This window comes from Streptomyces sp. NPDC047886 (assembly GCF_043204435.1).
Classification (GTDB): domain Bacteria; phylum Actinomycetota; class Actinomycetes; order Streptomycetales; family Streptomycetaceae; genus Streptomyces.
Map to the genome: position 1 here is coordinate 491,903 of NZ_JBIDCF010000002.1, position 20,536 is coordinate 512,438.

The following is a 20,536-nucleotide window of genomic DNA, read 5'->3' on the forward strand; positions in this document are numbered from 1 at the left end:
ACGTCCCGTCAGTCCCTTCTCCACTGGGCCGGGGAGCCCTTCGTGGCCGGGTCCTCGTAGGAGCCGGTGGTCCCCCGGTCGATGTGGAACGTCGTCAGGGTGGTCACCGGCGACACCGGGTCACGGCGGTCGGCGATCACCCTCATATGGGTGCTGAACCGTTCCGGCGTGGCCTCGTACACGTCGTAGCCGTAGCGGTTGCCCTCGAAATACTTCAGATGCGGGTTGGCGCGGCCCATCAGCGGACCGTTGGCCGCGTTCCAGTCGGCCGAGTACGCGCCCGACGTCACCGAGTGGGCGGTGAACTCCGTACCGACCAGCGGGGAGGACACGTCGTCGAAGTCGACCCGGATGTCGTCGACGAACGCCGAGTGCCAGTCGCCGGTGATGACGACGAGGTCTTCGAGCCCGCTGCGGTGCACATGGCCGAGTACCTCCTTCCGCTCGGCGAGGAAGCCGTCCCACTGGTCGGTGAACATGTACGAGCCGCCCGGCCGGCCGCGCAGCTGGCTGAGCATGATCGAGTTGGCCCAGACGTGCCAGGAGTCCGGCGCCCGGTCGACGGTGCCCTTGAGCCAGGACTTCTGCCCGGCGCCGAGGATGGTGCCGTTCGCCAGGTTCTGCGCCGACCGGTACGAGCGCAGGTCGAGGACGGTCAGCTCCAGCAGGTCGCCCCAGCGGCGTACGCGGTGGATCTCGGGGTCGGGCAGGGCGGACGCGGCCGCGCCGTCGCGGTGCGGCATGTTCTCGTACCACGCCTGGTACGCGGCGGCGCGGCGCTGCAGGAACGGCGCCCCGCCGCCCGTACCGCTGTAGTCGTTGACGACCTCGTGGTCGTCCCAGGTGAGGAACCACGGGTGGGCGGCGTGCGCCTCGCGCAGGGACGCGTCGCCCTTGTACAGGGCGTGGCGGCGGCGGTAGTCGGCGAGCGTGAGGACGGCCGGGCCGTCGTGGTCGCGGACGTGGTCCCCGCCGACCGGGCCGTGCTCGTAGATGTAGTCGCCGAGGTGGACGACGAAGTCCACGTCCTCGCGGGCGATGCCCCGGTGCGCGGCGTAGTACCCGTCGTGGAACGCCTGGCAGTTGGCGGCGGCGAACCGGACGCGGGGTACGGGCCCGACGGGTGCCGTCCGGGTCCGCCCCACGCGACTCGTACGGCCCAGCGCGCTGAACGCGTACCAGTAGACGCGGCCCGCCGCGAGCCCGCCGACCGGGACGTGCACGCTGTGGCCGAGCGTCGCGGAGGCGGGCGCCGTGCCCCGGGCGACGACCCGGGTGAGCGCCGGGTCATCGGCGACGACCCAGCCGACCTCCACGACCTCGGGCAGCTGCTGCTCGGCGGCGAGCGGCTCGGGGGCGAGGCGCGTCCACAGCACGACGCTCGACGGCTGCGGGTCGCCGGAGGCCACGCCGAGCGTGAAGGGCGCCGGGTCGTAGTCGGCGCCGAGCGCCTCGGCGGCCTCCCGGGCCTGCGCGGGCGAGAGCCCGGCGCTCAGCGGCCAGGCCAGGTTGAGTGCCCCGGCGGCGCCGGCGGCCTTGAGCAGGTCGCGTCGGTTGAGCTTCACCGGGCGGCTCCCGTCGCGGTCAGGGTGAGGGTGATCCCGTCGGCGTAGCCGTCGTTGGACGTGCCGCCGCCGGTGCGGGTGAGGACGAGGAGGACCCGGGCCGACCGGGCGCCGGGCGGTACGAGGGACCCGGCGGAGCGCTCCAGGAGCCCGGTACGGCCCTTCCGCTCGGCCGCCGTGACGGGGCCGAGGACGCTCAGCGCGACGGGGGTGCCCTTGGCGTCGCGGAACTCCACGGAGAGCCGGGCGCCGTCCTCCTGCGCGGCGTAGCCGCCGAGCCAGGCCGCGATCCGGTACCGGACGGCTCCGGCGTCCACGGCCGCCTGGCCCGTGGTGCCGGTCGCGGGCAGGGCGACGTCCTGGAGGAGCGCGGTCCTGGGCGCGTTCCCGCCGGAGAAGAACCGGCTGCCGCGCTGGGCGGGGCCCGGGTCGGACTCGGTGGGATAGCCCCCGCCGTGGCTGTACGCGATGAGCGCGGGCGCGCCGTCCACGACCCGCCAGCCGGTCACCGTACCGACGGGTTCGGGGGTCCCTCCGGGACCGCTCTCGGCGTCACCGTTGACGACCAGATTCACTCACGCCTCCTGTGCTGGGGTGTGTGGCGCGCGCATCACAGCAGCCGTGCGTGAACGTCCGGAAGAGGAACCGCGAACACCGAGCGGCGGGTCCAAGCATCCCCGGCGAAAGTCCAACCCGGCCCGGCCCCGCCGCAGGCGACGCGAAGGGCCGCGTCGCGGGCCCCTGGCGGGGTGCGACGCGGCCCTCGGGGCCGGACCGGCGGGGGCCGGTGCGGGGTGTCAGCGGCGGGCGACGCCTTCCGCGCGGGCGGCGGCGGCCACGGCGGCGGTGACCGCCGGGGCGACGCGCTCGTCGAACGGCGACGGGATCACGTAGTCGGCGGCCAGCCGGTCACCGACGACGTCCGCGAGCGCGTTGGCGGCCGCGATCTTCATGCCCTCGGTGATGCGGGAGGCCCGCACCTGGAGGGCGCCCGCGAAGATGCCCGGGAACGCCAGCACGTTGTTGATCTGGTTCGGGTAGTCCGACCGGCCCGTGGCCACGACCGCCGCGTACTTGTGCGCGACGTCCGGGTGGACCTCGGGGTTCGGGTTGGCCATGGCGAACACGAACGCGCCCGGCGCCATCGACGCGATCGCCGGCTCCGGCACCGTACCGCCGGAGACGCCGATGAAGACGTCGGCGCCGGCGAGGGCGCTCTCCAGGGAGCCGGACAGGCCCGCCCGGTTGGTGAGTTCGGCGAGCTCGCGCTTGACCGGCGTGAGGTCCTCGCGGTCCCGGCTGACGATGCCCTTGCGGTCGGCGACCGCCACGTCGCCGAGCCCGGCCTCCAGCAGGAACTTGGCGATGGCGACCCCGGCGGCGCCGGCGCCCGAGATCACGGCGCGCAGGTCGCCGAGGCCCCGGCCGGTCAGCTTCGCGGCGTTGCGCAGCGCGGCCAGGGTGACGACGGCCGTGCCGTGCTGGTCGTCGTGGAAGACGGGAATGTCGAGGCGCTCCTGGAGCTTGCGCTCGATCTCGAAGCAGCGCGGCGCCGAGATGTCCTCCAGGTTCACTCCGCCGAAGGACGGGGCGAGCCGGACGACGGTCTCGACGATCTCGTCGGCGTCGGTCGTGGCGAGCGCGATGGGCACCGCGTCCACGCCGCCGAACTGCTTGAACAGGATGGCCTTGCCCTCCATCACGGGGAGGGACGCCTCGGGGCCGATGTCGCCGAGGCCGAGGACGGCGGTGCCGTCCGTGACGACGGCGACGACCTGGGACTTCCAGGTGTAGTCGTGCACGAGTTCGGGCCGCTCGGCGATGGCGCTGCACACCTTCGCCACGCCGGGCGTGTACGCGAGGGACAGGTCGTCCTTGTCCCGCACGGGAACCGTGGCCTGAACGGCCATCTTGCCGCCCCTGTGGAGGGCGAAAGCCGGATCGAAGGGCTCGTCGGAAGCATTCTGCGTACCGCTGTCGGTATCGCTGTCGCTACGAGGGTTGACGATCTCCGCTGCCATGTGGGTTGACCCCTTAAGTCTTCATCAGTTGAGGGTGGCCACTCCTGGTTGAGGAGGGGTGGGCGGGCACCGCGTCCGTTCCCTGCGCGTGGCGGGTAGGTCCGCCGCCTGCAGGGGGAGGTACGTACGCGCGGGCGCGCCGCACACGCGCCCTGAGCCCCGGATGAGGGGTGTAAGGATCCTTCTTACCCGACGCGAGGTGCCGCCGACGAGTCCATTTTCCGCACACCGTCACCTCCGGGACCCCCCGGGGGTCCCGCGCGGGGCGGCCGGAGGGCCCGGCCGGCACCCGCGGGGCCGGGCGTGGCCCGCCGTGTCGGTGACATGACTCATAGGCGAATGTGTGGACTCGTCCGGCTGACACCCAATTGCAACCGCAATCCTGTCCGGATAGCGAGATCAACCGGAGATTTTCCGGCAGCAGGACATCGATCCCGCAGAAGGTTCGGCCTGAATCCAGCGGCCTCTTGAGGTTCGGGGGTCACCCGTTACCCGATTTTGACATGCCGGGACCCTTGTTCGACGTGGTCCGAATGGCAAGATGCCGTAATCACACGAGGTCGCGACACCCGATGGTGCGTGCCCGACCCATTGGCCTTCCTTTCACCCGCCGGAGGAAACCGACCATGACCGCAAGCACCACCCGCCGCCCGACCGCCGCGAAGAACCGGACGCTCCGGACGTCCCGGACCGCCGCGGTCGCTGCGATCGCGGTCGCCGGCTCCCTGCTCCTCACCTCCTGTGGCGACCAGACGAACGGCGCCACGGACAAGGAGACGAACGGGACGAAGACGTCCGCCGCTCCGCTCGCCGACAAGCTGCCGAAGGCCATCCGCGACAAGGGCGTCATCACGGTCGGTTCGGACATCGCGTACGCGCCGATGGAGTTCATGGACGAGAACAACCAGCCGGCCGGCGTGGACGTGGACCTCGGCAAGGAGCTGGGCAAGGTCCTCGGCGTGGAGTTCAAGTTCACCAACGCCACCTTCGACCAGCTCGTCCTCGGCATGAACAACGGCCGCCACGACGTCGTCATGTCGTCGATGACCGACACCAAGGCGCGCCAGCAGGGCGCGACCGACGACGCCAAGGGCGGCGCCGACTTCGTCAACTACTTCAAGGCCGGCTCGGCCATCCTCACCCACAAGGGCAACCCCAAGGGCATCAAGACCCTGGACGACCTGTGCGGTCTGACCGTGGCCGCGCAGCGCGGTACGGCCAACGAGGACCTGCTGAACGCGCAGCAGAAGAAGTGCGGCGCCAAGAAGATCAAGCCGTTCATCTCCGACCAGGACAGCGACTCCATCACCCAGCTCCAGACGAAGCGCGCCGACGCCGTGATCACCGACTTCCCGGTGGCGCTCTACAACGAGCTGGAGGCCGGCGGCGGCAAGCTGTTCGAGGTGGTCGGCGACCAGATCGACGCGGCGCCGTACGGCATCGCCGTCAGCAAGAAGAACACCGAGCTGCGTGACGCCCTCCAGGCCGCCGTCCAGAAGATCATCGACGACGGCACGTACGGCGAGGTGCTGAAGAAGTGGAAGGCCGAGTCCGGAGCCATCGAGAAGGCCACGATCAACGCCGGCAAGTGACGCGCCGCCGCTCGGTCCTCCTCACGTACGCAAGTAAGGCAACTCCGTGACTGACCCCCTCAAGAAGGACTCCGCCGCGGGCACACCGCCCGGCGGCGGGGACTCCTCCCCTCCCGGGGACTCCTCCGCCCCGGAGGGTCCCGCCGTGCCCCCGGAGACGATAAAGGCCATCCCCGTACGCCACTACGGCCGCTGGGTCGGCACCGTGGCGGTCCTGGCGCTCCTCGCCCTGCTGGTGAACGCCTTCGCCGGGGCGCAGATCCAGTGGAGCGTGGTCGGTGAGCAGATCACCAACGGCACCTTCGCCTGGGGCGCCTGGGAGACCCTGAAGATCACCGTCCTGTCCATGGTGATCGGTGTGGTCCTCGGCACGATCCTCGCCGTCATGCGGCTCTCGCCGAACCCGGTGCTCTCCTCCGTCGCCTGGGCCTACATCTGGTTCTTCCGCGGCACGCCGGTGATCGTCCAGATCCTGCTCTGGTTCAACCTGTCGCTGGTCTTCCAGACCCTCGACCTCGGGTTCATCTACAAGAACGAGATGAACGAGGTCATGACGCCGTTCGTGGCGGCGCTCCTCGCGCTCGGCCTGAACGAGGCCGCGTACATGGCCGAGATCTGCCGGGCCGGCATCCAGTCGGTCGACCAGGGGCAGACCGAGGCCGCGCACGCCCTCGGCATGAAGGGCACCCAGACCATGCGGCGGATCGTGCTGCCGCAGGCCATGCGGGTGATCATTCCCCCCACGGGGAACGAGTTCATCAACATGCTGAAGACCTCGTCGCTGGCGTTCGCCATCGGCTACGGCGAGCTCTTCCTGCGGGGTCGTGAGTTCGGCTCGCGGACCCTGGCCATCATGGAGGGCTACATCGTGGTCTCCCTGTGGTACCTGGCGCTGACCACCGTGTTCAGCATCGGCCAGTACTACCTGGAGCGGTATTACGCCCGCGGCTCCGACCGAGCGCTGCCGCCGACACCGCTACAGCGGATCAAGGCGCAGTTCACCCGGTTCCGGGTGCCGAGCGAGGTCGGAAAGGTCAAGGTATGAGTTCCGCAACCGGCCGCCCCATGGTCAAGGCCGAGGGCGTGCACAAGTCGTTCGGCGCGGCGCACATCCTCAAGGGCATCGACCTGGAGGTGCAGAACGGCGAGGTGTTCTGCCTCGTCGGCCCCTCCGGGTCCGGCAAGTCGACGTTCCTGCGGTGCATCAACCACCTGGAGCAGATCAGCGCCGGACGGCTGTACGTCGACGGCGAGCTCGTCGGCTACCGCGAGAAGAACGACAAGCTGTACGAGCTGAAGGACAGCGAGGTCGCGCTCAAGCGGCGGGACATCGGCATGGTGTTCCAGCGCTTCAACCTGTTCCCGCACATGACCGCCGTCGAGAACGTCATGGAGGCGCCGGTCCAGGTCAAGCGGGAGTCCAGGGCCGTGGCCCGGGAGCGGGCGCTGAAGCTGCTCGACCGCGTGGGCCTGGCCGACCGGTCGGGGCACTACCCGTCGCAGCTCTCCGGCGGCCAACAGCAGCGTGTGGCGATCGCCCGCGCGCTGGCCATGGAGCCGAAGCTGATGCTGTTCGACGAGCCGACGTCGGCGCTCGACCCGGAGCTCGTGGGTGACGTCCTGGACGTCATGCGCGACCTGGCCGAGTCCGGTATGACGATGGTCGTCGTCACGCACGAGATGGGCTTCGCCCGGGAGGTCGGCGACTCGCTGGTCTTCATGGACGGCGGCGTGGTCGTCGAGTCCGGCAACCCGCGGGACGTCCTGACGAACCCGCAGCACGAGCGTACGCAGGCGTTCCTTTCCAAGGTGCTCTGACCGACACGGTGGGCCGCGGTGAGAGGGGCGGTACGGGTGGTGGACCCCCGTACCGCCCCTCTCCCATGCCCCGCGTGTCTCCCATGCCCCGCGTGCCTCACGGGCCCCGCGTGCCTCACGGGCCTCACGGATCCTGTGGGCTCCGCGTACGTCGCGGCCGGTCAGCGCAGCGCGAGGACCAGGGCGTCGGACGGGGACGCCCAGACCGTGCGGGCCTCGGCGAACCCGGCCGCCAGCAGGGCCCGTACGTGCCAGGCCGCGGAGAGGCTGTCGCCATCGGCGTGCTCGCCGTAGATCGCGAAGCGTTCGGCGGTCGGCCCGGCCAGTACCGGGTCCTTCGCGGCGAGCGCCCACCACTCGGCCCAGTCGACGGCGCCCTCGCCACGGGCGCGGTCCATCGCGGCATGGCGGTGGGCGCGCTCGGCGGCGTTGATACGGGGTGTGGTCTCGTCCGGCATGCCGTCGGCGTTCATCAGGACACCGCCGTCCCGGACGAGTGCGCCGAGCTGCCCGTACAGCGCGGCGAGCGGCTCGGCGCGCAGCCAGTGGAGCGCGGTGGCGGTGAGGACGGCGTCGTACGTGGCGTACGGCAGTGCCCGCGTCCACGCGGGGTCCTGGAGGTCGGCGCGGACGAACCGTACCCGGTCGTCGCCGGCGAAGTGGCCCTCCGCGATGGCCAGGAGCGCCGGGTCGAGGTCGACTCCGGTGCTGGTGGCGTCGGGGAACCGGGTGAGCAGCCGGTCGGTGATGCTGCCGGTGCCGCACGCGAGGTCGAGCACCCGGGGCGCGGGGCCGCAGAACGCCTCCACCATGTCGAGCATGACCCGGAACCGCTCCTCGCGGTCGGGCATGTACCACTCCTGCTGCCGGTCCCAGCTGCGCTGCCAGGCCCGCCAGTCGGTGGTTGCCGTCGCCTCGCTCATCGCATCCTCCGTAACACCCTTGACCGTCCCTGATCTCTTACTCTTGCTTTGACGACCCTAGACCGCTCCGGTAAGGACTACAAGTGGAACTCGCCTATTACTCGGATTACGCCGTGCGACTGGTGAACACCGAGGAGCCGGCGCGCAACAAGGACTCCCTCAGCTCGGTGGAGGCGGTGCGCGAACTGTTCGGCGAGATGACCCAGATGGCCCGGCGCGCGACCGACGCGGACGTGACCCGGTTCCGGTCCGTACGGGCCCGCCTGCGGGCGGTCTTCACGGCGGCCGACTCCGGCGACGAGGCACTCGCCGTCGACCTGCTGAACTCGCTCCTGCTGGAGTTCCCGGTCAGCCCGCAGATCTCCGGCCACGACCTGCTGGACGACGAGGGACACCCGCGCTGGCACATGCACCTCGCCGACCACCCGTCGAACGCGACCGCGGGCTACGCGGCGATCGCCGCGATGGGACTGGCCTTCCACCTGACCGAGCTCGGCGCCGACCGCCTCGGCCTGTGCCAGGCGGCCCCGTGCCGCAACGCGTACCTGGACACCTCGACCAACCGCTCCCGCCGGTACTGCTCGGACCGCTGCGCGACCCGGGCGAACGTCGCCGCCTACCGGGCCCGCAAACGCCTGGAGACCGAACGGTCGCTGAGCACCGGCCGCACCGCCGACACCAGCCAGGACAGCACGACGCCCAAGGACCGCTGACGCCCGGGGCGGATCCCCCGGTACCGGACCCGCACCCGCCCCAGCAGCAGCTCCCCGGGCACCACCCCGAACGCCCGGCTGTCCACCACCTCGGCGTCCGCGTTGTCCCCGAGCACCCACCAGCCGGCGCCCCGCCGCTCCACGAGCCGCTTCACGATGAGCAGGTCCTGCTGCAGCGGATGCCGCAGCACGGCCACGTCCCCGGGCCTGAGCACCGCCCCGTAGTGCACCAGCAGCCGGTCCCCGTGCCGGAGCGTCGGCACCATCGACAGCCCGGTCACCTCGGCGATCCCGAACGCCGCCCTCGGCTCCCGCCCCTGGTCCGCCATCCGGCGCCTCCCGTCCTTCCTCCCCGACCTTCGTCGGGTTCGTCCACGAGTCCCATGGTGAACCTGGACTTTTGTCCTAAGCCCCCGGGGGCACCCGCGAAAACGGGTCTCCCACCGAGTAATGTCCCACCTGAGAAGACGATCACGAGGAAGGACAGCTCAATGCTCTCCCGCCTGTTTGCCCCGAAGGTGAAGGTCAGCGCCCACTGCGACCTGCCCTGCGGTGTGTACGACCCTGCCCAGGCCCGTATCGAGGCAGAGTCGGTCAAGGCCGTCCAGGAGAAGATGGCCGCCAACGACGACCCGCACTTCCAGGCCCGCGCCACCGTCATCAAGGAGCAGCGCGCGGAGCTCGCCAAGCACCACGTCTCGGTGCTCTGGAGCGACTACTTCAAGCCGCCGCACTTCGAGAAGTACCCCGAGCTGCACCAGCTCGTGAACGACACCCTGAAGGCCCTGTCCGCCGCCAAGGCGTCCACGGACCCGAAGACCGGCCAGAAGGCCCTTGAGCTGATCGCCGAGATCGACCGGATCTTCAAGGAGACCAAGAAGGCCTGACCACTCCGGAACCCCGGAAGTCAGCCGAGGACCCGGCCGTCCCGCACGGCCGGGTCCTCGCGCGTTCCCGGGGAGCGGGGGCGGGCGGCGGGCGCGTCGGGGGTGGGTGGGAGCCAGTCGCGGGACGGGTCGCGTTCCAGCCAGCGGGTGGTGCGGGCGGTGCGGGCGAAGAGGTGGAGCAGCTCGGTCAGGGCGGGCGGCTCATGGGCGGCGGACCAGACGACCGACCAGGCGTACAGCGGGGTCGGGTGCGCCAGGGGGATGAAGCGGACTCCGGGTGCGGCGGCCGGGGCGGCGTCCGCCGGGAACAGCGAGAAGCACGCGGGATCGTCCCGTATCGCGTCGAGGAAGGGCCCGAGCCCGAGGTTGGGGCCCGCCGTTCCGCGAGCGACGCCGAAGTGTTCGGCGAACCGGGTGAGGAAGTCCAGGCGGTCGGCGTCCGCCGGGTAGCGGAGGACACTGTCGCGCAGGTCCGCGGGGCGCAGCTGGGGGGCGGCCGCCAGCGGATGCGCCGCGCTGACCACCGCGTCGACCGGCTCCAGCCGTACGGGACGGTGGACGAGGTCCGGGACCTCGCGGCCGCCGGGGCGCGTGGGCACCCGGCCGAGGCCCGCGGTCACCTCACCGCGCCGGATCGCCTCGGCGACGGACGGGTAGTCGCGTCCGGTGCCCGTCTCCACGGCGAGGCCGGGCGCGGCGGCGAGGACGGGGGCGAGGGTGCGCAGCGGCTCGTACAGATGCCCCCAGACGTCGATGCGGAGGGGCGGCACCGCCTCGCGCGCGGCGGCGACGGCGAGGTCACCGGCCGCCAGCGCGCGGCGGGCGGGTTCGAGGAAGCGCCGGCCCGCGTCGGTGAGACGCACGCCCGTGCCGCCGCCGCGCTCCAGGAGCCGGACGCCGAGCCCGGCCTCCAGTCGGGCCACGCGCTTGGACAACGCCTGCTGGCTGAGCGCGAGTTCGCGGGCGGCCCGGCCGAAGTGGAGTGATCCGGCGACCGCGACGAACGCGCGCACCTGCGCGAGATCCAGATCCAGGTCCGCGTCCACGCTGCTCACCTTAGGCGACAACGGATGGTGGTCGGACGGTGTGCGGTGGTTGTTGGACCGCCGGGCGCGGTGCGCGGTGTGCTGGGGTACCCCGCACGGCGGCCCGTGCGGACGCCATTCCCGTACACCGGTGCACCGGTACCCCTCTGGAACGAGACACGATGACCTCCTCCCTCGACCTGCCCGGCGCCCTGGGCCGGTTCACGGCGCTCAACCGGTCCCGTGCGGCCGGCGCCGGCCTCGACCTCTTCGCCTACGACCGGGTGACGGCGGCGCTCGGCTCGCTGTACGACTGGCCCGAGGCGTTCCGCGCGGAGGGCCGCGCCCGGCTGGCCGCCGCCGACGCGTACGCGGCCGACGGCAACCGGGTGTCGGCGGGCGACGCCTGCCGGCACGCCGCCCGCTGGTTCCACTGCGCGACGCTGCTCCCGCACCCCGACGGCGACCTGCTCGCGCGGGCAGCCGCCGAGGCGGACGGGGCGATGCGCCGGGCGCTCGCCCTGCTGGAGCCGGATGCGGTACGGGTCGAGGGCGCCGGCTTCGCGGGGTGGCTGCGGCGCCCGGAGCAGACGGCGCGAGGGGCGCGGCGGCCCGGCGTCGTCGTGGTGGTCCCCGGCCTCGACTCGGGCAAGGAGGAGTTCCACGGGGTGGCGGAGGAGCTCCTCAGGCGCGGTGTCGCCGTACTCGCCATGGACGGGCCCGGTCAGGGGGTCCTGGCGGGGGCCGAGCCGCCGACGCCCGACTACCCGCGGGTCCTGGGCGAGGCGATCGACGCGCTGGAAGGAGACGCCGGCACCGGCCTGGACACCACCAGGCTCGCCCTGATCGGCATGAGCCTGGGCGGCTACTACGCCGCCATGGGCGCCGCGTACGACAGCCGCGTCCGCGCGGCCGCGACGGTCAGCGGGCCGTACCGCCTGATCTGGGAGGAGTTGCCGCAGTTCGTCGTCGAGACGCTGACGGAGCGCGCCGGTTCCGTGGCGGAAGCCGAGAAGTTCGTCCGTCGGATCGATCTGCGCGGCGTCGCCGAGCGCATCGCCTGTCCCCTGCGGGTGGTGGACGGCGGCCAGGACGTCATACCCGGTGTCGTGGGCGGGGCGGCGCTCGCACGGGCGGTGCCGCACGGAACCCGGCAGCTCGTCCCGCACGGCGACCATCTGCTGGGCAACGCCAGGGCCGACTGGCTGCCCGCCACCGCGGACTGGCTGGCCGCCCGGGTGGCGTGAGCGCCGCCACGCTCCATCGCGTACGTACTCCTTCGCCGCCCACCCCTTCGCGATCGCACGCCATGGCCCCCGATACATTGCCGATCATGTCGACACCGGCTCCGCAGCCCAACCCGTACCAGCAGCCCGCCTATCCGCAGCAGCAGCCCGGCGTGCCCGCGCCGATGCCGAACCCGTACGCCCAGCAGCCGTTCCCACCGCAGGCCGGGGGCCCTGGCACGGGTGGCCAACCCGGTGGACCGGGACCGGGTGGGCCGGGGGGACCGGGTGGTGGGTTCGGCGGCGGACCGGGCGGCGGGCCGGGCAGGCGGTCCGTACCCGGGTGGCTGCTCGGGGTCGCCGGTGCGGTGGTCGCATCGGCGGTGTGGGCGACGACGCTCTTCGCGACCGGCACGTTCGGCGGCACCGAGGGCGGCACAGCCGCCGCGAAGCCGGACTTCGGCGGGCACGCGTACGAACAGAACCTGTGCGCGGTCGCCCCGCTCAACGCCTTCCGCGGCCACTACCGGCTCAAGGACTCCGACGCCCGGTACACCTCCCAGCAGGAGGGCCTGGACGAGAGCTACTGCTCCCGGAGCCTGGAGGACCCCAAGGCGACCGAGAACGACTACACGAGTGTGCACGTGCGGACGTCGGCGACCTGGCACAAGGCGACCGACCCGTCCGGTGAGTTCGCGTCGTCGTACTGGGCCTACCGCGACAAGACGACCGACAAGGAGCGGTACCGGTACAAGACGCTGCCCGTGGACGACCTCGGCGACGAGGCGTTCCTGGTGACCGAGTACCGGGGTGAGGGCGACGACACGGTCGGCAGCATGATGCTCGCCGTGCGGTCGGGCTGGTTCACGTACGAGATGCAGTGGGACTGGTTCGGCGGCGGCCCCGACAGCAAGGTGAAGCCGCCGGAGGCGAAGGACGTGCGTGAGTGGCTCGTCAAGGACACCAAGGAGGCCCTGGCCGACCTGCAGAAGGACTGAGCCGGGGTCAGGAGGCGCGCGGGAGCGGGCTTCCGTGGCGCAGGAGCCACTGGCGGTACGCGGTGGTGCGCAGCGCCGCCTCCCGGTAGGCCGAGGCCAGTTCGTCGTACACCGCGCCGTACACCGCGTCGCGGACGGTACCGCAGGGCGCGGCGCGCGTCGTGCCACACGTCGGAAGGGCTGTCGTCGGCGGAGGGGCGGTCGTCGGCGGGGCGGTCGTCGGCGGATTGGGGGCGGCCGTCGGAGGGGCGGTCGTCGGCAGGGCGGAGGCGGTCGTCGCCGGAGGGGCGGTCGTCGGCGGGGCGGTCGTCGGCGGATTGGGGGCGGCCGTCGGAGGGGCGGTCGTCGGTAGGGCGGAGGCGGTCGTCGCCGGAGGGGCGGTCGTCGGCAGGGCGGGTGAGGTCTCCGGGCGGTGGTACAGCAGCAGCCGTACGGCCAGCGGGTCGTTCCGCAGCGGCCTGATCGCCATGTCGTCGCGCGGGCCCGACGTCGGCTGGCACGGCGCGACCGCCTCGCCGACCACGATCAGCGAGGCCGCCGTGTGGTAGTCGGCGTGCAGCACCGGCGGGTCGATGCCCGCGTCGGCGAGGACACGGCGCAGACCGTCCCACTCGCCGTCCACCGTCGGGTCGACCATCCAGCGGTCGCCTGCCAGATCCCGGACGTCCACGACGGGAGCCGCGGCGGCCGGATGGTCCCGGGCCATGGAGATGAACTGCGGCTCCCGTTCGACGAGCACCCGGTGCTCCAGGCCGGCCGGTACCCGCAGCGGGCAGCCCTCGACCTCGTGGACGAACGCGACGTCGAGCTGTCCGGCGGCGACGGCCCGCAGCAGCGCGTTCGCCGAGACGTCCATGTGGAGCGTGATGTCCGTGCCGGGCAGCCGCTGCCGCAGCCCGCGCAGCCAGCCCGCGAGGACCCGGCTCGCGGTGGAGCCGATGCGCAGCCGGGCGCCGTCGGCACGCGCGGCGGCCGCCCTCGTCTCGCTGACCAGGGCGGTCATCTGGGCGACCAGCGGGCGGGCGCGGCTGAGTACGGCCAGCCCGAGCGGGGTGGGGCGGCAGCCGGTGCGCTCCCGGGTGAAGAGCGCGGCGCCCAGCGCGTTCTCGATGCGCCGCAGCTGGGTCGTGAGGGACGGCTGGCTCATCCCGAGGTGTCTGGCCGCCTTGTGCAGACTGCCCGCGTCGGCGATGGCGCAGAGCGCGCGCAGATGTCTGACCTCCAGCTCCATGCCCTGAGCGTAGGGCGGCACCCTGCGCCGCACCAGACACCCTGACCACGCCAATTTCCCTGAATGCAAAGGGAGTTGGTCGGGGTGATGCGGTCGTGCTATCGCCCCTTGACATCATCCGTCCGGGGCGGCGGCTCCCCGACACTCTCTCCAACCGAACGCGTCCACCCAACCGTTCAGGACGAGTAGGAGCCCCCCATGAGACACCCCAGGGCCGCGCTGGCCGCCGCGTTGAGCGTCGCCGCCGCGCTCGCGACCGTACCCGCCGCGTCCGCCACCGCCGCCACGTCCACGGCCTCCGCCACCGCCGCCACGTCCACGGCCTCCGCCGCCGCATCCGCGACCGCCGCCGCCGTCACCGCGGCGGCCGGGCACGCCGCGTACTCCGGTTCCACGGAGGACGCGAAGGCCACCAGGGCGTTCTTCGACGCCGTCATGGAGTCGGTAGCGAAGAAGCGTGCCGCGACACCCGGCGTCCAGGCCGTGACCGTCGTCTACTCCGCGGCCAACGCCCCGAGCTTCCGTACGCAGATAGCCCGCTCCACCCAGATCTGGAACAGTTCGGTCAGCAACGTGAAGCTCCAGGAGGGCGGCAACCCGGACTTCCGCTACTACGAGGGGAACGACTCCCGGGGCTCGTACGCCAGTACCGACGGCCACGGCCGGGGCTACATCTTCCTCGACTACCGGCAGAACCAGATCTACAACTCGACGCGCGTCACCGCGCATGAGACGGGGCATGTGCTCGGCCTGCCGGACCACTACTCGGGTCCGTGCAGCGAGCTGATGTCCGGCGGCGGCCCCGGTCCTTCGTGCCAGAACGCGACACCGAACGCGCAGGAGCGGTCACGGGTCGACTATCTGTGGCGGAACGGCCTGGCGGCCGCACTGGCCAGGGTCTCCTGACCTGCCGACCGCCAGGGAAGGTGGGAACGACGGCGCCCCGCTCCCCGCGGGGCGCCTTTCCGATGGGAGGATGCCGGGGCGTCAGGCCGCGACCACGAGGGACCGGTCGAACCGGGTGCCGGGCGGGAGCTGGCGCAGGATGCGGTCCAGCGCCTGGTCGAAGTCGCCTCCCGCCAGGCCCGACTCGTACGCCGCTCCCCCGCAGTGCAGGGTCAGTTGCAGGTCCACCCGCTCGGGTGAGCCGTCGGACAGCGCTTCACCCAGGGCCAACAGACAGCTGAGGGTGCCCCGTTGGGTCACCCCGCCGATGACGACCGGCAGCGGCAGGTCCCACTCCAGTACGCAACCGGCCAACGGCAGGCCGCCGTTCTCCTCGCCCGCCCGCAGCCCGGCGAAGCTCTCCCCCGCGTACTCCACACCCCTGATGCGGGTGGCGATGCGCCGCCCGTCCGACGTGATGACAATCGCTTCCGCACCCCGGCGGTCCCGGTACCAGCCGGTCCAGACTTCCGTCGACTCCGATGACATGGCGCGGACTGTAGCGGTATGACTGCCTCCAGCGTGCGGGCGGTCACCCTCAGGGCCAGACTTCCGGCGGACTTCAGCTCGACGCGCGCCTGACTTCAGCCGGATGTCCGCCGGATGTCCAGCGGATGTCCGGCGGAGTGCGCGCCGGACTTCAGCCGGTCTTGGCGTTGTCACCCGGTTCGTGACCCGGTTCGCGGTCCGGTTCGCGGTCCGGTTCGTGAGCCGACTCGCGGTCCGGTTCGTGACCCGCCTCGCGGTCCGGTTCGTGAGCCGACTCGCGGTCCGGTTCGCGGTCGGGTTCGTGATCCGCTTCGCGGTCCGGCTCGGGCCGGCGCTTCCCCAGACCACCCGGCGTTCTGCCGAAGCGTTCACACCGGGGGTTGTGGCACGGCTGCGGTGTCCACACCGGCACCCACGCGCCGAGGATCTTGCGCTTCTTGATGGCCGTACCGACGGCCTGCCCGCAAGCGGGGCACACGGGCTCGCGGCTCGTCCGCGAGCGGCTGACGGTTCGGCGCCCTTCAGTGCCCATGCCTCCAGGATAGGGCGGTCGGCGATTTCCGCCGGGTCGACGGTTCCCGCCGGGTCAGCGCTTCCGGCTGTAGGTACGGACGACCACGCCGTTGTCGAAGGCGCGCACCCCGTCGAGCGTGAAGTCGGTGACGGCGAACCCGGCCCCGAACATCGGCATCCCGGACCCGTACACCTGCGGATACGTCTTGATCACCAGCTCGTCGATCTCGTCGAGCAGCTCACCGGCGATCTGTGAGCCGCCGCAGAGCCAGATGCCGAGCTCGCTGTCCTCGGCCTTGAGCTCCCGGACGCGGGCGACGAGGTCGCCGTTCACGATCTCGACGTTCGGGTGCGGGGAATCGCCGAGCGTGCGGGACGCCACGATCTCGCGCAGGTGCCCGTACGGACTGGGCATTCCGGCGTCGAGACCGAGCTGGTAGCTGCCACGACCCTGAATGACCGTGTCGAAGTGCCTGTTGGGCGCCCCGGCCACACCGAAGGCCTCCCTGCCGGCGGTCGGCAGGGCGTCCGGGTACTCGGTCCCGAGGTAGGCCGCGTACTCCCCGTCCGCGAAGACGAACATCGAGGAGGCGTCACCCTTCGGGTCCCCGATGAAGCCGTCGATCGAGCAGGCGATGAGGTAGGTGAGCTTGCGCAAGAGGGTCCTTCGGTCGGTTGGGCCGGCCCTATCGGCCAACCACTATGGATATAGTGCTCCAAGCGTAGTGGTCGCGCACGACGATTTTCGGACGCGCTTCAGAGGCGTTCTCGGACACGAGAGGGGCCGCATGGCCAGAAACCCTGAGCGGCGCATCGCCCTGCTGGACGCCGCCATCGACGTACTGGCCAGGGACGGAGCCCGGGGGCTGACCTTCCGGGCCGTCGACGCCCAGGCCGGGGTGCCACCGGGCACGGCGTCGAACTACTTCGCCGGCCGGGACGACCTGCTGACCCAGGCCGGCTCCCGCATCCATGCGCGGATGACCCCGGCCGCCGAGGCCGTCGACACGGCGATGCGGCCGGAGCCCAGCAGGGAGTTGGTCGCCGAGTTGATGAAGTGGCTGGTCCGGCGGATGACGGAGGAACGCACCGGCTATCTGGCGATGCTGGAGCTACGGCTGGAGGCCACCCGTCGTCCGGCGCTCCAGGCCGAACTCAACCGGGTCGTCCGCGAAGAACTCGACCGGAACATCCAGTTCCATCTGGGGGCCGGGCTGCCCGGTGACGCGGACACGGTCCTGGTGCTGTACCTCGCCATGACGGGCCTGCTCCTGGAGCACTTCACGCTGCCCGGCATGCTCCCGGCCGAGGAGCTGGACCGGGTCGTGGACGGGATCGTCTCCCGAGTCCTGCCGGGAGCCTGAGCGGCCGTACTGCGTACGGCGTACGGCGTACGGGCGGAGGCTCCCGGGGCCAGGAAGCGGCGACGGCCCGCCGGTGGACCCCGAAGGTCCAGCCCGGCGGGCCGTCGTCGTACGGCCGTCGCACGGAGCGCCGTACGGGCCCACGTACGAGCGATCGTGCGTGCCAACGTACGGGCGTACGGGCGCACGGGCGCACAACGGCGTAGGCGTAGGCCTAGGCGTTCGGAGGGTACGGGCGTACCCGCCTTACGGGGGCGGACGGCGACGGACGGGCGGTTGCGCGTCGCGGACGCCTCAGGTGGTGCGGCGCGTGACGAACTCCGCCAGCGCCAGCAGGTCCCCGGCAGCCGCCAGGTCCGGCACCGCGCGCGACAGCTGCTGCACCGCGCGACCCATCCGGTCGGCGGCCTCCGCCTGCGCCCAGTCACGGCCGCCGGCCCGCTCCACGGCCTCTGCGGCCCGCCGTACGTCGCGCCCGTCCAGCACCGGGCGCCGGTACAGCTCGGCCAGCTCGTCACCGGCGGGTGTGCCGGAGCCGAGCGCGGCGACGACCGGCAACGACTTCTTGTGCGCGGCGAGATCCGCGCCGACGGGCTTGCCCGTGCGCTCCGGGTCCCCCCAGATGCCGATGAGGTCGTCGATCAGCTGGAACGCCAGGCCGGCCTCACGCCCGAACGCGTCCATCGCCGCGACCTCCGCCTCGTCGGCGCCCGCGTACAGCGCGCCCAGGGCGCAGGCGCAGCCCAGCAGCGCCCCCGTCTTGGCGGTCGCCATGGTGAGGCACTCGTCCAGCGAGACCTCGCGGGGGCCCCGGTCCTCGAACGCGCAGTCCGCCTGCTGGCCCGCGCACAGTTCGATCACGCAGGCGGCGAGCCGTGCCGAAGCGGCGGGGGCCGCCGGGTGCGCGTCCTCGGCGAGCAGCCGCAGGGCGAGCGCGTGCAGCGCGTCGCCCGCGATGAGCGCGTCCGGAACGCCGAAGACGGTCCAGGCCGTCGGCCTGCTGCGGCGGGTCGGGTCCTCGTCCAGGATGTCGTCGTGGAGGAGCGTGAAGTTGTGGGCGAGCTCCACCGCGGCCGCCGCGCGCACCGCGGCGTGCTGGTGGCCGCCGAGCGCCCGGGCCGAGGCGAGGACGAGGGCGGGCCTGATCGCCTTGCCGGCGGATCCGGCGGCCGGGGTGCCGTCGGCGTGCTCCCAGCCGAAGTGGTACATCGCGACCCGGCGTATGCGGCCGGGCAGGGTCTCGACGGCGGAGCGCAGGCGCGGGGTGACGGCGGTCCGGGTGCGGTCGAGGAGCGCCGCCGCAGTGGCCGGCGTCGTGCGGGACGCAGGGGACTCGGCGGTACCGGTGGGACTGCCTCCGGCCGTCGCGGCGGCGGCGGTCGGCGTCGGGACGGCGGTCGGCGTCGCGGCCGTGGGCGTGGGCGTCGCGGCGGCAGTCGGCGTCGCGGCCGTCGGTGTCGTATCCGTGCTGGTCGTGGTCACGGTCACTTCCTCTGCTGAGGGGGTGGTGCGGGCGGGGGTGCCGCGCTGTCGGCTCCCCCGCCCGTACCCGTTGTCAGGGGGCTGTCACCGCCAGCGGCTGACTTCCACGTTCTCCAGCACACCGAGCGCGTCGGGCACGAGCACGGCCGCCGAGTAGTACGCCGTGACCAGGTACGAGATGATCGCCTGCTCGTCGATGCCCATGAACCGGACCGACAGGCTGGGCTCGATCTCGTCCGGGATGCCCGTCTGGTGCAGTCCGACGACGCCCTGGTCGGACTCGCCCGTACGCATGCAGAGGATCGAGGTGGTGCGGGCGTCGGAGATCGGGATCTTGTTGCACGGGAAGATCGGCACCCCGCGCCAGGAGGGGATCTGGTGCCCGGCGACATCGACGCTCTCCGGGACCAGCCCCCGCTTGTTGCACTCGCGCCCGAACGCGGCGATGGCCTTCGGGTGGGCGAGGAACAGCTTGTTGCCGCGCCGGCGGGACAGCAGCTCGTCCATGTCGTCCGGGCTGGGTACGCCGTCGTGCGGCTGGAGCCGCTGCCCGTAGTCGCAGTTGGCGAGGAGACCGAACTCCCGGTTGTTGACCAGCTCGTGCTCCTGGCGCTCGCGGAGCGCCTCGACGGTGAGCCGCAACTGCTGCTCGGTCTGGTTCATCGGCTGGTTGTAGAGGTCGGCGACCCTGCTGTGGACCTTCAGCACGGTCTGGGCGACGCTGAGTTCGTACTCGCGCGGCGAGGGGTCGTAGTCGACGTACGTGTGCGGGACGACCGCCTCACCGACGTGACCGGCCGACAGGTCGATCGCCTTCTCGCCGTACTTGTTGGTGCGCTGGTGCGGTACGGACGCCACGCCCGCGAGATGGGCGGCGAGCGAACCGGCCCGCTCCGCCAGGTTCAGCACGTCCGCGCGGGTCAGCTCGAGCACCACGCACGCGGTGGCCGCGCGGTGCGTGTACTCCCAGGTCGCGTCGGCGTCCACCAGGGACCGCTCACCGAAGTACGCGCCGTCCGCGAGGACGTCGACGACCGCCTCGTCCCCGTACGGGCCGGTGCCGACCTTCTCGACCCGGCCGTGCGCCAGCAGGAACACCCGGTCCGCCGCCTCCCCCGAGGTGGCGACCACGTCACCGGGGGCGAACTCCCGCTGGGCGCAGCGCTGCGCCAGCTCGGTGAGCGCCGCGTCGTCCGCGTACCCCCGCAGCGCGGGCAGCTCGCCGAGCTCCGCCGGGATGACGTCGACCCGCCCTCCGGTCTGGACGAACGTCACCCGTCCGTCGCCCACGGCGTAGCTGAGCCGCCGGTTCACCCGATACGTACCACCCTGGACCTGCACCCAGGGGAGCATCCGCAGCAGCCACCGTGAGGTGATCTCCTGCATCTGCGGGACCGACTTGGTGGTGGTTGCCAGGTTCCGTGCCGCTGCCGTGCCGAGACTCTGCTGCGGTGGCGCCTGCTCGGCCCGGACCTCGTCGCCGACCGAACCAACCGAACCAACCGACATGAACTTCCCTCTCGATCAAGGAGTGACCTGCAGGAGAAGCCTTTCAGCACGCGTCGTGAGGATGCCATTACACAAATGAGTGGGACTGAATGAAGATACGCGGGGCAGCAAACCCGCTTTTTCGAACGGTCCCGGCGTGAAGCACGCGGGTTGTCCGGATCCGATCGCTCGCCGTACGAGGCGTGAGACGCGGTGGGCAAGGTCCCCGTACAAGCCGGAGTCCGTACGGGCCGGA

At 72.0% G+C, this 20,536-nt stretch carries 21 protein-coding genes; 9 read left to right on the plus strand and 12 right to left on the minus strand.

What is annotated here, in order from left to right; all coding sequences use genetic code 11:
- Window positions 1–8: 8 nt before the first annotated feature.
- From ACGF5U_RS07885 to ACGF5U_RS07895, 3 genes are all read right to left on the minus strand, one after another.
- A complete protein-coding gene (locus tag ACGF5U_RS07885) occupies window positions 9–1,565 on the minus strand; it encodes an alkaline phosphatase D family protein (RefSeq protein ID WP_392711220.1) in 1,557 nt (518 codons plus the stop codon).
- Window positions 1,562–2,140, minus strand: a complete 579-nt coding sequence (locus ACGF5U_RS07890; RefSeq protein ID WP_392711221.1) for a phosphoesterase — start codon at window positions 2,138–2,140, stop codon at window positions 1,562–1,564. Before ACGF5U_RS07890 ends, ACGF5U_RS07885 begins: the two co-directional genes overlap by 4 nt.
- 222 nt (window positions 2,141–2,362) lie before the next feature.
- A complete protein-coding gene (locus ACGF5U_RS07895; protein WP_392711222.1) occupies window positions 2,363–3,586 on the minus strand; it encodes an NADP-dependent malic enzyme in 1,224 nt (407 codons plus the stop codon).
- 626 nt (window positions 3,587–4,212) lie between these two features.
- Here ACGF5U_RS07895 and ACGF5U_RS07900 point away from each other — a divergent pair.
- From ACGF5U_RS07900 to ACGF5U_RS07910, 3 genes are read left to right on the plus strand one after another with little or no spacing between them, the layout of a single operon-like run.
- Entirely contained in the window at window positions 4,213–5,178 is a 966-nt protein-coding gene (locus ACGF5U_RS07900; protein WP_392711224.1) for an ABC transporter substrate-binding protein, read from the plus strand.
- A 46-nt stretch (window positions 5,179–5,224) separates the two neighbouring features.
- A complete protein-coding gene (locus tag ACGF5U_RS07905) occupies window positions 5,225–6,223 on the plus strand; it encodes an amino acid ABC transporter permease (RefSeq protein ID WP_392711226.1) in 999 nt (332 codons plus the stop codon).
- Complete coding sequence (locus ACGF5U_RS07910; RefSeq protein WP_392711227.1) at window positions 6,220–6,996, plus strand: amino acid ABC transporter ATP-binding protein; 777 nt, start codon at window positions 6,220–6,222, stop codon at window positions 6,994–6,996. The genes ACGF5U_RS07905 and ACGF5U_RS07910 overlap by 4 nt, the downstream gene beginning before the upstream one ends.
- A 161-nt stretch (window positions 6,997–7,157) precedes the next feature.
- Here ACGF5U_RS07910 and ACGF5U_RS07915 read toward each other — a convergent pair whose 3' ends face one another.
- Window positions 7,158–7,919 (minus strand): class I SAM-dependent methyltransferase, encoded by a 762-nt coding sequence (locus ACGF5U_RS07915; protein ID WP_392711228.1) that lies wholly within the window; start codon window positions 7,917–7,919, stop codon window positions 7,158–7,160.
- Between the two features lie 83 nt (window positions 7,920–8,002).
- Here ACGF5U_RS07915 and ACGF5U_RS07920 point away from each other — a divergent pair, with 83 nt between their 5' ends.
- Window positions 8,003–8,632 (plus strand): CGNR zinc finger domain-containing protein, encoded by a 630-nt coding sequence (locus tag ACGF5U_RS07920; RefSeq protein WP_392711230.1) that lies wholly within the window; start codon window positions 8,003–8,005, stop codon window positions 8,630–8,632.
- Here the strand turns inward: ACGF5U_RS07920 and sodX are convergent.
- Complete coding sequence (gene sodX, locus ACGF5U_RS07925; RefSeq protein WP_392711232.1) at window positions 8,536–8,961, minus strand: nickel-type superoxide dismutase maturation protease; 426 nt, start codon at window positions 8,959–8,961, stop codon at window positions 8,536–8,538. The genes ACGF5U_RS07920 and sodX overlap by 97 nt on opposite strands.
- A 162-nt stretch (window positions 8,962–9,123) precedes the next feature.
- On the opposite strand from sodX, the gene sodN reads away from it, so the two are divergent.
- Window positions 9,124–9,519 carry a superoxide dismutase, Ni gene (gene sodN / locus ACGF5U_RS07930; protein ID WP_392711234.1) on the plus strand — a complete coding sequence of 132 codons (396 nt, stop codon included), beginning with the start codon at window positions 9,124–9,126 and terminating at the stop codon, window positions 9,517–9,519.
- Window positions 9,520–9,539: 20 nt separating this feature from the next.
- Here the strand turns inward: sodN and ACGF5U_RS07935 are convergent, their stop codons facing one another.
- Window positions 9,540–10,565 (minus strand): LysR family transcriptional regulator, encoded by a 1,026-nt coding sequence (locus ACGF5U_RS07935; protein ID WP_392711235.1) that lies wholly within the window; start codon window positions 10,563–10,565, stop codon window positions 9,540–9,542.
- A gap of 161 nt (window positions 10,566–10,726) precedes the next feature.
- On the opposite strand from ACGF5U_RS07935, the gene ACGF5U_RS07940 reads away from it, so the two are divergent.
- Both ACGF5U_RS07940 and ACGF5U_RS07945 read left to right on the plus strand, forming a co-directional pair.
- Complete coding sequence (locus tag ACGF5U_RS07940) at window positions 10,727–11,791, plus strand: alpha/beta hydrolase family protein (protein WP_392711237.1); 1,065 nt, start codon at window positions 10,727–10,729, stop codon at window positions 11,789–11,791.
- A gap of 86 nt (window positions 11,792–11,877) precedes the next feature.
- Complete coding sequence (locus ACGF5U_RS07945; protein WP_392711238.1) at window positions 11,878–12,768, plus strand: hypothetical protein; 891 nt, start codon at window positions 11,878–11,880, stop codon at window positions 12,766–12,768.
- Between the two features lie 7 nt (window positions 12,769–12,775).
- Here ACGF5U_RS07945 and ACGF5U_RS07950 read toward each other — a convergent pair whose 3' ends face one another.
- The gene (locus tag ACGF5U_RS07950; RefSeq protein WP_392711239.1) at window positions 12,776–13,999 is read right to left on the minus strand and encodes a LysR family transcriptional regulator; all 1,224 of its coding nucleotides are present in this window, start codon (window positions 13,997–13,999) and stop codon (window positions 12,776–12,778) included.
- A 198-nt stretch (window positions 14,000–14,197) separates the two neighbouring features.
- On the opposite strand from ACGF5U_RS07950, the gene snpA reads away from it, so the two are divergent.
- Entirely contained in the window at window positions 14,198–14,905 is a 708-nt protein-coding gene (snpA, locus tag ACGF5U_RS07955) for a snapalysin (protein ID WP_392711241.1), read from the plus strand.
- 81 nt (window positions 14,906–14,986) lie between these two features.
- On the opposite strand, the gene ACGF5U_RS07960 is transcribed toward snpA, so the two are convergent.
- The 3 genes from ACGF5U_RS07960 to ACGF5U_RS07970 form a co-directional block, all read right to left on the minus strand.
- The gene (locus ACGF5U_RS07960; protein WP_392711242.1) at window positions 14,987–15,433 is read right to left on the minus strand and encodes a DUF6304 family protein; all 447 of its coding nucleotides are present in this window, start codon (window positions 15,431–15,433) and stop codon (window positions 14,987–14,989) included.
- A 151-nt stretch (window positions 15,434–15,584) separates the two neighbouring features.
- Window positions 15,585–15,965: a hypothetical protein gene (locus tag ACGF5U_RS07965; protein ID WP_392711243.1), complete on the minus strand. Its 381-nt coding sequence runs from the start codon at window positions 15,963–15,965 to the stop codon at window positions 15,585–15,587.
- Between the two features lie 54 nt (window positions 15,966–16,019).
- Complete coding sequence (locus tag ACGF5U_RS07970) at window positions 16,020–16,604, minus strand: dihydrofolate reductase family protein (RefSeq protein WP_392711244.1); 585 nt, start codon at window positions 16,602–16,604, stop codon at window positions 16,020–16,022.
- 130 nt (window positions 16,605–16,734) lie between these two features.
- Here ACGF5U_RS07970 and ACGF5U_RS07975 point away from each other — a divergent pair, with 130 nt between their 5' ends.
- Window positions 16,735–17,310: a TetR/AcrR family transcriptional regulator gene (locus ACGF5U_RS07975; protein WP_392711246.1), complete on the plus strand. Its 576-nt coding sequence runs from the start codon at window positions 16,735–16,737 to the stop codon at window positions 17,308–17,310.
- 294 nt (window positions 17,311–17,604) lie between these two features.
- Here ACGF5U_RS07975 and ACGF5U_RS07980 read toward each other — a convergent pair whose 3' ends face one another.
- Together ACGF5U_RS07980 and ACGF5U_RS07985 are read right to left on the minus strand one after the other, a co-directional pair.
- On the minus strand, window positions 17,605–18,792 hold the full coding sequence (locus ACGF5U_RS07980; protein WP_392711248.1) for a family 2 encapsulin nanocompartment cargo protein polyprenyl transferase: 1,188 nt from the start codon (window positions 18,790–18,792) through the stop codon (window positions 17,605–17,607).
- Between the two features lie 84 nt (window positions 18,793–18,876).
- Entirely contained in the window at window positions 18,877–20,301 is a 1,425-nt protein-coding gene (locus ACGF5U_RS07985; RefSeq protein ID WP_392711250.1) for a family 2B encapsulin nanocompartment shell protein, read from the minus strand.
- Between the last annotated feature and the right edge of the window lie 235 nt (window positions 20,302–20,536).

What these genes read in the sequence shown, in the direction of transcription:
- ACGF5U_RS07985 (WP_392711250.1), bottom strand. Translation starts at nt 20,301, where the DNA reads ATGTCGGTTGGTTCGGTTGGTTCGGTCGGCGACGAGGTCCGGGCCGAG.
- ACGF5U_RS07975 (WP_392711246.1), top strand. Translation starts at nt 16,735, where the DNA reads ATGGCCAGAAACCCTGAGCGGCGCATCGCCCTGCTGGACGCCGCCATC.
- sodN (WP_392711234.1), top strand. Translation starts at nt 9,124, where the DNA reads ATGCTCTCCCGCCTGTTTGCCCCGAAGGTGAAGGTCAGCGCCCACTGC.
- ACGF5U_RS07940 (WP_392711237.1), top strand. Translation starts at nt 10,727, where the DNA reads ATGACCTCCTCCCTCGACCTGCCCGGCGCCCTGGGCCGGTTCACGGCG.
- ACGF5U_RS07915 (WP_392711228.1), bottom strand. Translation starts at nt 7,919, where the DNA reads ATGAGCGAGGCGACGGCAACCACCGACTGGCGGGCCTGGCAGCGCAGC.
- ACGF5U_RS07950 (WP_392711239.1), bottom strand. Translation starts at nt 13,999, where the DNA reads ATGGAGCTGGAGGTCAGACATCTGCGCGCGCTCTGCGCCATCGCCGAC.
- ACGF5U_RS07960 (WP_392711242.1), bottom strand. Translation starts at nt 15,433, where the DNA reads ATGTCATCGGAGTCGACGGAAGTCTGGACCGGCTGGTACCGGGACCGC.
- ACGF5U_RS07900 (WP_392711224.1), top strand. Translation starts at nt 4,213, where the DNA reads ATGACCGCAAGCACCACCCGCCGCCCGACCGCCGCGAAGAACCGGACG.
- ACGF5U_RS07965 (WP_392711243.1), bottom strand. Translation starts at nt 15,965, where the DNA reads ATGGGCACTGAAGGGCGCCGAACCGTCAGCCGCTCGCGGACGAGCCGC.
- snpA (WP_392711241.1), top strand. Translation starts at nt 14,198, where the DNA reads ATGAGACACCCCAGGGCCGCGCTGGCCGCCGCGTTGAGCGTCGCCGCC.
- ACGF5U_RS07945 (WP_392711238.1), top strand. Translation starts at nt 11,878, where the DNA reads ATGTCGACACCGGCTCCGCAGCCCAACCCGTACCAGCAGCCCGCCTAT.
- sodX (WP_392711232.1), bottom strand. Translation starts at nt 8,961, where the DNA reads ATGGCGGACCAGGGGCGGGAGCCGAGGGCGGCGTTCGGGATCGCCGAG.
- ACGF5U_RS07895 (WP_392711222.1), bottom strand. Translation starts at nt 3,586, where the DNA reads ATGGCAGCGGAGATCGTCAACCCTCGTAGCGACAGCGATACCGACAGC.
- ACGF5U_RS07910 (WP_392711227.1), top strand. Translation starts at nt 6,220, where the DNA reads ATGAGTTCCGCAACCGGCCGCCCCATGGTCAAGGCCGAGGGCGTGCAC.